The sequence below is a fragment of the Mesotoga sp. UBA6090 genome (genome assembly GCF_002435945.1).
Taxonomy (GTDB): Bacteria; Thermotogota; Thermotogae; order Petrotogales; family Kosmotogaceae; genus Mesotoga.
Map to the genome: position 1 here is coordinate 1 of NZ_DIXC01000009.1, position 12,676 is coordinate 12,676.

Here is a 12,676-nt window from a genome sequence, read left to right on the forward strand (position 1 = left end):
GCATGCCCCATGTGAAGGGGGGCGGTAATATTCGGAGGTGGAATCATTATCGTAAATGGTTCACCCGTTCCTCTTGGTTCGAAATAGCCGCCTTCCTTCCAGCGAGAATACCACTTCTCTTCAAGGTCAGAAGGATTGTACCTGGTGCTCAGCTCCTCCATTCGAACTACCTCCTTATGGGGCTTCTGCATTTAAATGGAATTATATCACGAAGTAAAACCGCGTAATGGGAGATGCCGTTAATATGTAGATTAGCTCTTCGTATAGTACAATCATTGAGGTGACGAATATGGAAAACGAGACACTCTCGGTCTACAGAAGAATCTACGACATGGTAAGGAGGATTCCGTCGGGAAGAGTTGCGACCTACGGCCAGATAGCCTCGCTGGTAGGCGGATGCTCCGCAAGGATGGTTGGATACGCCATGGCGGGAGTTTCAGATGAAACCATTCCATGGCAGAGAGTGATCAATGCACGAGGAAGAATAAGCATAAGGGATCCGAACGGGTACTCGCTTCAGAAGGCAATCCTCGAAAGAGAGGGGATCGACTTCGATGAAAGCGATTCAGTGGACCTTTCCGTCTTTGGCTGGGAGGGACCGATTTAGGAAGTCTCCTCGACGACGTGAATAGTCAGGGTATGGGTCTTTTCGACGGTTCGATTTTCAAACTCCCCAAAGAATCTGAACGTGACTGGATAGTCTCCTGTTGTTTCGGGGGTCCAGCTGAAGACGCAGTGATCATCTTTTTTTGTCAGGGTGCCACCTGTCGTCTCTAGCTCGACTCCATTTGTGGACTTCCAAATCCATGCATGATCTGAGAACGACCATTTATCGCACCCGACGTATTGCCACTCTGCAAGAAGAGAGTTTACCCTGAACTCAATTGTTTCACCGATTCCAGCCGTGATCTCGGGAACTGGAATCGTCCTTGAGAATTGCTCGAAGGAATTTAGGTAAAACATGTCCTCCCAGAATGGAACTATGTTTTTTCCTGCGCTTTCGTAGGCTTTTTCAACTATCCCCACGCAGGAGTAAAGATCTCTTTCGGTGAAGGGAAGATCCCAAAAACCCGACCAGGCGAATCCAACCGACCAGAGTGCGCCGTTTCCTGCCGTCTCAAAAATGTATCTCGATATTTGTCGCCGTTCTAGGGGAGTGATTTCTCCCGGATATCTTCTTGCCCCGGAAAAGCTCCTAGACCAGTATTTCAGCCATCGGGACTCGTAAGTATCGTACTTGAAGAGACTCACATAGGTATCATTCTGAACAGTATTCGGGAAGACGAACACCCCCTCTTCGACCAAATTGTATCCATGAGTCAAAAAGGGATAGGACTCTCCGAAAGTAACGCCGTCGTTGAACCCGAGATTCCCGTCCGTCATGGCTGTCTCTTGATCAACCCCCAGATATAATGCGGAGTGGGAGGGTATCCAGTTCGGGCCGATGTGATAGAGAAGGTCGCCTTCAAGAAGAAACTTTCCAGGAAGATGTTGAGCAGTATAAAGAGCGTCTGCTCTTGAAATCAACAGGCAGTAGGGAAGCCTGGTAAACCTTACGAGCGTGGAAAGGGAATCTCTGCTGCACTGTGACTGAAACTCCGTTTCTACAGGCAGAAAGGAAGTATTACTGAGAATTGGCTGAACCATCAAGAGCTGACCTTCACCGACTCCCAGCTCCGAGTGGGAGAGCTCGAATAGCGGTCCGGGAACTTCCAGATCACTCTCATGGAAAAAGATCAGTGTCGTCCTTTCAGATATTGACTGCAATTCGTAAGAGACGACTTTTTCTTTTTGGACATCATTGAAGTACGCTGTTATGCCTCTCGCCAACTCAAAAGAGTTGTCTCCTGGAATCAGAAAGAGAGCTTTTCGTAGCGGCACGGGCGAAAAAGGTCCGGTGCATCCTGCAAAGAGCAGTATACACAAAGTGACAGAGAAGAAAATCGATCTCCGCATTAACATCCTCATTATTTAGTTTACCATTGTAGGGGCTAAAGAGAGATCGGACGTGTGGTAAATTATACTGTGAGGAACAGGAGGCGTGATGAGAAAGATTCCCAGATCAACATCTGTCGCGGCAGGCACTATAGCGATTCTTACCTTTTCGATTCTATCGAAGGGTATGGGTTTTTTCAGAGAGATGCTCGTCGCCGGACTGTTTGGAACCTCTGCAAATCTAGATGCAGTATTCGTCGCCATGACTCCGGCTACAACGCTTTCCGGGATAATAGCCGGAGCACTCGCGGCCATTTTTGTTCCGGTCTATCATTCAATCAGAAAGGAAAACCCCGAAAGATCAAAGAGATATGCGGGAGCTGTTCTCATTTCTGGTTCACTCGTATTTCTGACTATGGGAGTTGTCTTTCTTCTTATTCCTGAACTGGTTATAAAGCTTTTCGCTCCCGGCTTTTCCGACGAAGTGGTGGCCTATGCCGCCAGAAAGCTGAGGTATCTGTCTATCTACCCATTGATTGGCGGAATTGAAAGCATACTGGGCGCGATTCTGAAATCGAACAGAAGGTTCATCCAGTACGGTATTTCACAGCTTTTCTTCAACGTAGTTGCGATTCCAGTCATATTTTTCACCGCCCCGTTTCTTTCTGAAGCCTCATACATTCTGGCCTGGATACTCGGAAACGCGATTACTGTGTTGGCGTACCTGCTTCAATCAAGAGAGCTATTCACTCTTAAGATTGGCAGGGGGACATCGATTGTGGAAACACTGTATCTTAGCCTTCCGCTAATTTTTTCCGGAAGTCTGGGTGTCATAAACAACATGGTGGACAAGGCTTTCGTTTCGCTCCTTCCGCCTGGCCGGGTCGCTTCTTTGCAGTATGCGCACACGCTTCTCGGATTGATCACTTTCACGATATCTGCCTTTCAAATGACTGCATACACCGAACTATCAGAGCTCGTAGTTGCGGACGACAAGAATAGAGTGAAAGAGCGGCTAAGGAAAACCGTCACAACTTCCCTGAATATTTCTCTTCCTCTTGCGGCCTGGATCATCATGATGGCTGAGCCTCTTGTGAAGGTAATCTACCAGCGGGGAGAGTTTGACTCGAATTCCACAAGCCTTGTAAGCATGGCTCTTATAGGTTACGGGGCGCTAATAGTGCTTTCCCCGATCTCTCATACTTGCTCGAGCTATTTCACTGCAAGAAAGAGATTGAAGGCGATAACTATGGTATCTGTGTTCTCAATCTTTTTGAATGCTTTTTTTGACTGGCTTATGCTTGAACCTTTCGGTCACGCAGGAATCGCGGCAAGCACTTCGATTGTTGTCCTAAACGCCACAATCATCTATGTTCTGCTAATTAGAAGAGAGGGCCTGAACTTCATGCCTTACAAACGAATTCTAAAGCTTGTTGGATTCTCAGTTGCAGTCTATCTTGTCGTTCTCCTTCTGAAATTCACTACAGGCACAACGCTCTGGCTCCTTCTGGGAAATGGCCTTTTCTTCTCTTTGTTCTTCATTAGTGCAAAGAGTGAGATAAGAGCAATCTCATCAAAGATCATGTCGCTTTTCAGAAGAAAGTGATCACGAGTAATGTCTTTTAACTCGATTTTCCTCGAAATCGAAAGGCAAGACAGGAGGAAGAATTATGAGAGATGTAGTGATAATCGGCGCCGGCCCTGCCGGACTATTTGCGGGGATAAGTTGCACTACGATGGGAAGAAACGTGACGATTATTGAGAAAACAAGCTCCCCCGGAAAGAAGCTTCTGCTCTCCGGAGGAGGACAATGCAATTTGACGAATGCTGAACCCGCATCTGCCATGCTCAAGAGATATTTTGGTGCGGGAAGATTTCTGAGACCCTCATTAATGGCCTTTGATTCAAATAGTCTGAAGGATTTCTTCGAGCAAAGAGGGCTGCAGCTTTTCAGCAGGGAGGATGGCAAGGTCTTCCCAGCCACATACTCTGCTAGAGATGTACTTGAAGTGCTTCTTGGCGAGTGCGAGAAACAGGGGATACAGATCAGGTACGGCTGCGGAGCCAGGGGAATCGAACTCACTCCTTCGGGTCGGTTTAAGCTCAGCACTCAAGCAGGTGAGATCAACGCGGATTATCTGGTGATCGCCGCCGGAGGGAAAAGCTATCAAGAGACGGGCTCTTCTGGGGACGGTTATTTCTTGGCCGAGATGCTAGGTCACAGCATTGTCTCGCCCAGGCCCGCGCTTACCTCGGTTTCGATTAAGGATTTCGCATTCTCAGATCTGGCCGGAATCTCACTGAAAGAAGCTGAGGTCACGTTATGGAGAAATCAGAAGAAGGTAAACGGTCGGAGAGAAGACCTTCTCTTCACCCACGAAGGTTTTTCGGGGCCGGCAATTCTACATCTTTCCAGAGAAGCAGAGCCAGAAGACATCATAAAGGTAAACATTAGCGGTCTCCCCCGTGAGAAACTCGAAGCCAGACTGATAGAGCTCTTCACCAACGAAGGCAAGAAGCTTGTAAAGACTGCTCTAAATTCCCTGCTGGACATCCCGGACAGACTCCTTACGAAGATTGTGGAAATCTCAGGGGTCGGTCAAAGGTCATGTTCAAAACTGACAAAAGAGGAGAGAAAGGAGCTGATTAGAAACCTCTTCGAGTCAAGTTTCGCCATAGAAAGAATCGGAGACTTCTCTCAGGCGATGGTCACAAGAGGAGGAGTCTCTTTATCAGAAGTCAATCCCAAGACAATGGAATCGAGACTTGTTGCCAATCTCTTCTTTTCGGGAGAAGTTCTGGATTTCGATGGCGAGACAGGAGGCTACAATCTGCAGGCGGCCTTCTCGACTGGTTATTTGGCCGGCAAGACGATTAAGGGTAAGACGTCCAGAGAGGGAAATCAATAAGCAGCTATTCCTCATTTTCTTGTTTATGTAGGAAACATTATGTTAATATGTGACAGAGCGAAGACCGGAGTTCGTTGACCTACTCACCTCAAGTTTCATGGAGACGGAGAGTTTTTCGGGATGCAAATGGGCTGCCACCAGATAACGTATTTCACTGTCTCTATGGTTTTCTTTCGGAGGTGCATTGTGGAGGTAAAAAAACCGAAGTGGTTTGACGACTGGGTTGAAATCGATCAGGATTATTTGAGGGAATCTGGAACAAGCTGGAAACTCAAAGAGAATGCTCCCAAAAGAGTGAGAAGAGATTACGAAAGGCTCATCGAACAGGTCGTTACCAAGGGTCCTTACTCTTATTCGTGGAAAGATGAACGGTAATCATTTCTCGTCCAAATCATTCTTATTGAGGCTCGCTCGACAAAGAAGTCTGCCAAGGCATTGGGGGTATCAGTTTGAGTATAAGTACTGGAACTGGTGATGGAGGGGAAACGAGCCTCTGGAGTGGAGAAAGGATAGAGAAAGACAGTGCGCGTGTTGAAGCGTATGGAACGATAGACGAGTTGAGTTCTTTCCTCGGTGAAGCTACGCATTTCTCCACAGAAGAAGTTGCCCATCATCTAATCAAGATTCAACGTTCGCTATTTAAGGCTGCCGGCCAGCTTGCGTCGAAAGATGTCGATTATGTTGAGCCGATTGAAGAGGTCGATGTCCAATTGATCACCGAGCTAGTGCACAGATACGAGTCGGAAGTGAAACTCGACGGATTCGTGATTCCCGGGAGCACTGTTGCTTCCTCGAAGCTTGATATTTGCAGAAGTGTAGCCAGGAGAGCAGAAAGGCGGGTAATCGCGCTCTCGAGAACCGAAAAGGTCGACAGCCTCTTACTGAAATACATCAACAGGCTTTCCGATCTTCTCTTCATGTTTGCAAGGTACGAAGAATATAAGGCTGGTAAGATTGTCTACAAGAGAGATATAAAGTAAGTGTCATCGATAGCTTACTCTGGCTACACCATCCTTCATACAAGAACCGAATCCGTAAGCCACTGAGTTCGGATCCATTCCAGGCAGGTAGAAGACAGTTATCATCTCGTCGACGTCCTGTCCCGCAGTCTCCCAGATTTGGCGCGTGATATTTTCGAGTTCGACCTCGCTCACGACTGATTTCTTCAGTATGATTCTAGCAGTACGCCTTCGCCAGGCTCTTCCGAAATCCCTGACAGTAAGTACCGAATATGAGTCTTCTAGGTTCGAAGTCAACTCAAAAATCTCCCTCCCGTATAAGTTGACATCATTATACAACATGTTACAGATCAATTCCAACTGATACACGTAATGCAGTCAGTAATTTATTCTCTACAATTCGCAAACGAAACTATTAGGGATTGTTTTCTAAACAGAAAAAAGCAGTCCGATCGTCCTAATTGATTCAGAGGCTTGACTAGACTTCTAGACAGCTTGATCCAGAATAATTCAGGCAGAATTGAAAACTCGCATCGCTACTGACTGAGCGTTGCGCAGAAAGGACAGTGGTAGAGATTTCTATTATTGTTTCTAACCTATGTTGCTTCTTCCAATCCCAAGTACCTTGCGGCACTGAGGGCAGAAGTATACTGCCGTTTTGCTGAACAATAAGCCCGGCCCCTTCTGCCTAAAGAAAACATCGGAAAGATCTGACTCACAATAAGGAAACTTCGGTTTCAGCTCTTCTTTTCTAATTGTGTTCAACTAACTCATCTCCTCGAAATCAAGATTCTCTGCTAACATTTCGTACTGATAAAGATAATCTACAGAAATACTAGCACAAGAAAAAGCCTAGTTCTGGAGAAGTTTCGTGAAACCTTTTGCCCTTATCAGAATCTCCTGAATCGACTCCCTGAAGAGAACCCCTCCCGAAATCGTGTCGACCTTCACGAGTTCGCAAAGAGCAGATTCTGCTTCGGTAAACAGATTAAGGATTTCAGAGATCTCTTCTTCTGTCACTGTCTGAGCGAGCACAAGAAGTCTTGCTGAGACTATTCCTGCCGCACTACGAAGTGCCTTTCCCCAAAGTGAGAATTCAAGAATCCATGGTTCGATTTCTTCCAGCAGACTGGCTGGCAACATCTTTCTAAGAACCTCGGCCGATTCAGAAATCCTCGTCGCCTCTTGCATTAGTAGTTCTTCCACTTGAGACCAACTGTTCTGAGATATCAAAAGCCCTAAAGAGTCTCGAGTATCAACAAGCCTCTTCGACTGGCCTCGATGAACAGGACTCATTAGATAGTATTCACAGAAGATCTTCATCTCTTTTTCGCACGACGGGGCAATCTCCTTGATAGTGCGAGACCAGGATTCTTCGACCTCGAATCCATAAGGATCTGACAGGAATTCGGCAGCAGAGCCGAGAGCTATTTTCGATGCGCAGGGCTGGATCATTGGGTTTAGCACAATTCCCTCACTGTGTTCAACTATCTCGGGATCTCTCCCTTCATATGGACCGACGTGAAGCTCGGGGACCATGAAAGCATCGTTTACGGGATAATTATCCCAAAACAATGGCTTTCTCCCGAATGCCGTTTCGGCCAACAAGGCATTTTCAGCAGAAATTCTTTCCGAGCAGGCACTGGAGCCTGTCCACATAATCGAGATTTCCCTATCGATTTCTTTGCCGAGCGTTCTCATATACTCGGTGATCTCTTTGCCGTGGTACTGAGTCGGACACACAATGAACCTGGAAATACCATCTACTTTCTCTTTAAGCGATCTATACACTGTATTTGCGAAAAAGGATTGGGCCTGTGCAAGGGAAGTGAACTCTTTCATGTCCTCTTCATGGACAAGAGTCTCTGGAATATCATCGTAGAAAAGCGCGAAAGAGCGAACCCCGACATCTGCCATTTCGATGAACTTCGAAACCATTATGTCAATATCTGCATCGCTAGAGTACTTCACCTCAAGTCCAGGGCTGACGGAAAATACAACGGTAAGTCCCCATGTCGAACCTTCAACGAGCAATTTTGAGAACTCGCTCTTGAAATCCTCGTCGTACATATCTCGCCATCTCTTCCTATGGAGCTGATCGTCTTTCGGAGCGTATATGTATAGATTGTAACCGTGCTCTCCCAAGAACTTTATGATCTCTCGCCTCTTCTCCATTGGCCAGGGGGTACCGTAGAATCCCTCAACAACGCCCCTAATCTCGAAATTTATGAAACTCAACTCCTTGGGTCCTTCTGTTTTCAAAAAGTCTATCATGACATTTTCGTTTCTGCAGAAATCTGCGCTTTCCGAGAATGGGAATTTAACAATAGGTTCAGTGACGACGGAGAGTTTCGACAAATGACATCAAAATCCTTAGTAGGTTTTGTCTCAGAACGCTATAATTGTAAATAGTCTAATGAAGGAGGTAGGTGGAATGAAAATAGGTCTGGTCAGTGATAATACGTGTAATTTGACCCCTGAAGAGATACAGAAATATGACGTGCGAATCGTTTCGCTGTATATCGAAAGAGGTAGTGTGTACTCTAAGGCAGTTGATCTCGATCTAGACAAGTACTACGAGGAGCTCGGTTCTGCCTCAGAACTGCCCACTACCTCACAACCTTCTCCCCAAGACTTCATAGAAGTCTTCGAGGAGGCTCTCAAAACCTACGATGTGTTGATAGTTCCCGTTCTTTCGGGTAAACTGAGCGGAACAAACGTTTCTGCAACTATTGCCGCAAGAGACTTCGAACAGCCCATACATGTAGTCGATTCGCAGCTGATAGCCGACGGAACAGGACTACTTGTGAAAAACCTAGGTGATTTGATTCAGAAAGGTACTCCCGTTAAAGAGCTAGTCGAATACGCTTCGAACTTCCACAATAAGACCAGGACCTTCTTTTCAACTGATGACCTGAGTTACTTGCAGAAGGGTGGAAGGATAGGAAAGGCCAAAGCTCTGATGGGAAACCTATTGAAGATGAAGCCAGTAATTCACATTGACGAGGGTGAGCTTAAACCGGTAGAAAATGTCAGGGGTAATAAGAAACTGCTTGAAAGCCTGGTTAGCCACATTCTAAAGGAGATCCCTCCTGAGAATCTCCGAAGAGCGAGAGTGCAGTCGATCTGGAGAAAGGAAGATACCGTAACTTTGGAAAAGATGCTCCGTGAAGAGGCTCCCGAAGCAGAAATCGAAAGTAGAATTTTTGAGCCGATTATCGGTACTCATCTTGGCCCTCAGGGAATCGGTATAATAGGCGAAATGAAATAAAGAAATCACCGACCTTTTCTGAACCCGGGAAGAGGCCGTCCTAGAGACAAGTTCATCTCAGATTCATCATCTGGAAAGGTGGAAAGGCTTTGAATGCGCTTGAAAGACTCAAGTTACGGTTTGGAAGGGCCTTCGATTTCCTGCCGAGCATATCACCTAACAAATGACTAGAGAGTGGCAAAGCACTTTTCGGAACTGACAACGGGCTACCGCCATGTGGGAGAGCTTGTAAATGGGTAAGGACTTCTAAAAGAAGCTGTCGGAGACGATTCTCGAGAAGATGAGTCTTTACTTAGACTGAAAGGCACCGCTTGTGATGAGGATAAGTCCTGTTATGTCTGAAGAGAGTTTCGAAGACGATCGAGTTTTGTTGCAGAGAATAGCCTCTGTCTCTCCGAAAGACATGATAAAGGATTTCTTGTTCATTGAGTTAGGAGCGAAATCTGTCGAGTACGATGAAGGAGTTGTCGACAGAATACTGCACAACCAAAAGGAGGCACTGGTCTTCATTGCGAAAAAGGCAGTTCTTACATCTCAACAGAAAGCGGTCATGCTTGACTTCATATCGAATCCGGAAAAGATGAAGGAAGACGACCTTCACCTCTTGAAGTGGTATGAAGAACGCGTGTATTCAACCTCCCCCTACGATGAGAAGAGGTTGAAAGAAAGTCGGAAATACCTCCAAAGGAATCTCTCTACCCACGGCAACGAGTATCTCCTGAAGCTCACGGACAATTTGCATTATGAAGAACTCAATGAGGACCGGATGATCCTTCTAGTCCTTTGTACTTCATAGAGAACGCTCAGGGCGGGATATTCCATCCACTTGCTGAGAGCGATGTGTTCATTGTTGGCTTCAATTTCGTCGGTTCCGTTCTCGAAAGAGATTCAGTCAGTATTGCTTTCAGAAGATACGGGGCTCTCTCAAACCAGAATCGCATGAGACTGCTCATCGCGCTTTTGAAGAAACGTCTTACCGGTTACGAACTGCGCGAGCAATGAAGCTGTCAAACGCGGAACTGACAGAGGCTCTCTCGGCTTTGGTCGCATGTGACTTGTCAAGACTTTTCGTCTGAACGATCGGATTATATTTGCAGCCGACAGAGATGAAGTAATCGAAATGCTGACATGTGTACTGGACGGCGAAAGCTGAGTTTCTGATTAGACTTTCTGCCATTACTCGATCATGAATCACCACTATATCGATCTTCGCTCTCTTCCGGCATAAAAAAGCCCGGAAAGCATCCGGGCCGGGTGGTAGGAGAACGAGTGTGGTTACTAATTATGACGGAAGTTTCGTGCCGCCGGTTCATGTTTGTCTTTTGGGTTCGACAATATTTCCTCTGGAAGTTCTACGTTGTTGATGAGTGATTCAGTAGATTCTGTCGAAATTTCACTGGGGGAGAATCACGATTTTTGATCGTTGCCGTAGTAACATTGTAATTGGGGGTGAGTAAATGGAGTATCGTAAACTAGGGAAGACAGGACTTGAGCTCTCCCTTTTGGGCTTGGGAGGGTTTCATCTGCTTGAAATTAAGCTTGACACAGTAAAAGAGATTGTGAAGAGATATCTGGAGGCGGGAGGCAATTACTTCGAAACCGCAAGATCATATGGGGACGGAGTTTCTGAGAGGAAGCTCTCTAAAGTACTTCCAAAGGAAGGAATTGTGGTAGCCTCCAAGACGGAAAGTAGAGAAAAGCAGTCTTCCGAAAAAGACTTGTTATCTACCCTAAAGGCTCTCGGAAGGGATCACATAGATATTCTCTTCCTTCACGCCGTAACCAAAAACGATTACTGGGAAGCCATTTCTTCCTCGAATGGAGCGTTGAAAACGGTTGAATGGGCGAAGAAGGAGGGCCTTATAAGGTATGTGGGTATTACCAGTCACGGTTACGGTGGAACGCTTCTTAAGGCCCTTAAAGAGTACCCCTTCGATCTTTTCATGACACAGATGAACTATTACGACAGATTCAACTTCCCTGAAATAGAGACGAAAGTAATTCCATATGCGGTGTCAAACAATATTGGAGTCGTTGCAATGAAATCTCTGGCAGACGGTTACCTCTGGAGAAGCGTCGAGAATGCTTTCAGATATACGAAGACTATACCTGTTTCGTGCATCGTCAGTGGAATCAACTCTTTAGATCAGCTTGAAGAGGATCTAAAGTTGATAGAGAAAGAACCCTTTTCTCCCGAAGAACTCGAGCAGCTGTTTTTTGAGGCTCCAGAACTCGGCAATTACGTTTGCAGACAGTGCATGAAATGTCTTCCATGCCCTCAGGGCATAAACATCCCCGGCCTTTTTCTTGCAGAGGGTCGTTACGACAGGCAGATGCTGGATGGAAAAGTTAGAAATGCTGCGGACTATGCCTTAAGGGACAGACTCGCTCACTGGTTTGGAAGCGAAGATCAGGCTATTGCAGAATACAATTCGATGTCTCCTGGTGTCGATGCCTGTACCGATTGCGGCATTTGCAACGAGCGATGTCTTTACGTGATAGATATTCCGAGGAAGCTTGGAATCGTGAATTCCAAGATTACGGAAGGGTATGTCTGGTAATCTGTAACTTCTGCGGGGGCTCTTGTGAACAAAATGAGATTTTTCCAATGGGAGGTCTTTGGTTTCTTTTTCGTATTCTTTCTGGGCGCTCTTCTCCATACGGTCTATGAATGGAGTGACGGCAATCCCATCGTTGGCGCTTTGACTCCCGTAAATGAAAGCATCTGGGAGCACCTGAAGATGGTATTCCTTTCGGGAGTTGTCCTTCTAGTTCTTGAGGTCATCTTCTGCAAAGAGATCAGGATTCCGGCCTTGATCCTTGGAAAGACTCTGGGCAAGTATATCATGTGCAGCACTATTCTTGGAGGCCTTTATCTCTATACTCTCTTTATCCATCATGTCATGATTGTTGACATACTGCTTATGGCTATTGCAGTGGCTTTCGGGCAACTAGTTTCGTGTTTTGTCTCTTCGAGGCTGGAAGTTGGTCGAACCGTCGCCATCTTGTATTAGTAATGCTTGTGACGCTCGGAGTTGCTTTTGTAGTATATACTTTCGTTCCACCTCGATGGGAGCCTTTCAGGGATTCTCTGTCGGGAGGTTACGGAATTCAGTAGAGTTTTCTTAAAGCGAGACCGGTTACTAAAGGCTTACAGACAACTGTTTAGAAAGGAGGTTTCATTTTGCTTTCCGCAAGTGATATGTACGAATCGATGGAAATCAAGTTAGATGAGAGTTTGCCACCCGAGCCTGTCTTCAGGCAAGGAATTCGAAGAGCGCCGAAAAGAGAGCTCAATCTCTCCCGGAAAGAGATTGAACTTGCTTTGCGCAATGCGCTTCGTTATATACCAACAGGACTTCATGACAGACTAGCTCCTGAGTTTCTTCAAGAGCTTTTGACCATGGGAAGAATCTACGGATACCGTTATCGACCTCAGGGTGAGATAAAGGGAAAGCCAATCGATCAATACAAAGGAAAATGCATTGAGGGCAAGGCATTCCAGGTAATGATCGACAATAATCTTGACTTCGAAGTGGCCCTTTACCCTTACGAACTGGTAACTTATGGAGAGACGGGGCAGGTCTGCCAGAACTGGATGC

14 protein-coding genes and 1 pseudogene are annotated in these 12,676 nt (G+C 46.2%); 11 read left to right on the plus strand and 4 right to left on the minus strand.

The window, feature by feature from the left end:
• On the minus strand, positions 1 to 161 hold a 161-nt coding region (locus B3K42_RS01600; protein WP_292596457.1), incomplete at its 3' end, for a class I tRNA ligase family protein.
• Positions 162 to 289: 128 nt separating this feature from the next.
• Between B3K42_RS01600 and B3K42_RS01605 the strand changes: the two genes are divergently transcribed.
• The gene (locus tag B3K42_RS01605) at positions 290 to 607 is read left to right on the plus strand and encodes an MGMT family protein (protein WP_292596433.1); all 318 of its coding nucleotides are present in this window, start codon (positions 290 to 292) and stop codon (positions 605 to 607) included.
• Here B3K42_RS01605 and B3K42_RS01610 read toward each other — a convergent pair.
• Positions 604 to 1,956, minus strand: a complete 1,353-nt coding sequence (locus B3K42_RS01610; RefSeq protein ID WP_292596435.1) for a hypothetical protein — start codon at positions 1,954 to 1,956, stop codon at positions 604 to 606. The two genes, B3K42_RS01605 and B3K42_RS01610, sit on opposite strands and share 4 nt — an antisense overlap.
• Positions 1,957 to 2,044: 88 nt before the next feature.
• Between B3K42_RS01610 and murJ the strand changes: the two genes are divergently transcribed.
• The 4 genes from murJ to B3K42_RS01630 all read left to right on the plus strand — a co-directional run bounded on the left by murJ (position 2,045) and on the right by B3K42_RS01630 (position 5,824).
• Positions 2,045 to 3,541 carry a murein biosynthesis integral membrane protein MurJ gene (gene murJ, locus B3K42_RS01615; protein ID WP_292596437.1) on the plus strand — a complete coding sequence of 499 codons (1,497 nt, stop codon included), beginning with the start codon at positions 2,045 to 2,047 and terminating at the stop codon, positions 3,539 to 3,541.
• A 64-nt stretch (positions 3,542 to 3,605) separates the two neighbouring features.
• On the plus strand, positions 3,606 to 4,844 hold the full coding sequence (locus B3K42_RS01620; protein WP_292596439.1) for an NAD(P)/FAD-dependent oxidoreductase: 1,239 nt from the start codon (positions 3,606 to 3,608) through the stop codon (positions 4,842 to 4,844).
• 186 nt (positions 4,845 to 5,030) lie between these two features.
• Positions 5,031 to 5,219, plus strand: a complete 189-nt coding sequence (locus B3K42_RS01625) for a hypothetical protein (RefSeq protein WP_292596441.1) — start codon at positions 5,031 to 5,033, stop codon at positions 5,217 to 5,219.
• A gap of 74 nt (positions 5,220 to 5,293) precedes the next feature.
• Complete coding sequence (locus tag B3K42_RS01630) at positions 5,294 to 5,824, plus strand: cob(I)yrinic acid a,c-diamide adenosyltransferase (RefSeq protein WP_292596443.1); 531 nt, start codon at positions 5,294 to 5,296, stop codon at positions 5,822 to 5,824.
• 3 nt (positions 5,825 to 5,827) lie between these two features.
• On the opposite strand, the gene B3K42_RS01635 is transcribed toward B3K42_RS01630, so the two are convergent.
• Together B3K42_RS01635 and B3K42_RS01640 are read right to left on the minus strand one after the other, a co-directional pair.
• On the minus strand, positions 5,828 to 6,100 hold the full coding sequence (locus B3K42_RS01635; RefSeq protein ID WP_292596445.1) for a hypothetical protein: 273 nt from the start codon (positions 6,098 to 6,100) through the stop codon (positions 5,828 to 5,830).
• A 555-nt stretch (positions 6,101 to 6,655) separates the two neighbouring features.
• Entirely contained in the window at positions 6,656 to 8,161 is a 1,506-nt protein-coding gene (locus B3K42_RS01640) for a protein O-GlcNAcase (RefSeq protein ID WP_292596447.1), read from the minus strand.
• Between the two features lie 76 nt (positions 8,162 to 8,237).
• On the opposite strand from B3K42_RS01640, the gene B3K42_RS01645 reads away from it, so the two are divergent.
• The 6 genes and pseudogenes from B3K42_RS01645 to B3K42_RS01670 all read left to right on the plus strand — a co-directional run.
• On the plus strand, positions 8,238 to 9,074 hold the full coding sequence (locus tag B3K42_RS01645) for a DegV family protein (protein WP_292596449.1): 837 nt from the start codon (positions 8,238 to 8,240) through the stop codon (positions 9,072 to 9,074).
• Positions 9,075 to 9,408: 334 nt separating this feature from the next.
• Entirely contained in the window at positions 9,409 to 9,870 is a 462-nt protein-coding gene (locus tag B3K42_RS01650; protein WP_292596451.1) for a hypothetical protein, read from the plus strand.
• Positions 9,858 to 10,076, plus strand: a complete 219-nt coding sequence (locus B3K42_RS01655) for a hypothetical protein (RefSeq protein WP_292596453.1) — start codon at positions 9,858 to 9,860, stop codon at positions 10,074 to 10,076. The genes B3K42_RS01650 and B3K42_RS01655 overlap by 13 nt, the downstream gene beginning before the upstream one ends.
• Before the next feature lie 455 nt (positions 10,077 to 10,531).
• Positions 10,532 to 11,635, plus strand: a complete 1,104-nt coding sequence (locus B3K42_RS01660; protein WP_292596455.1) for an aldo/keto reductase — start codon at positions 10,532 to 10,534, stop codon at positions 11,633 to 11,635.
• A 33-nt stretch (positions 11,636 to 11,668) separates the two neighbouring features.
• Positions 11,669 to 12,088 carry a DUF6512 family protein gene (locus tag B3K42_RS01665; RefSeq protein WP_292596459.1) on the plus strand — a complete coding sequence of 140 codons (420 nt, stop codon included), beginning with the start codon at positions 11,669 to 11,671 and terminating at the stop codon, positions 12,086 to 12,088.
• A 188-nt stretch (positions 12,089 to 12,276) separates the two neighbouring features.
• A pseudogene (locus B3K42_RS01670) lies at positions 12,277 to 12,676 on the plus strand (urocanate hydratase); the annotation flags it as partial.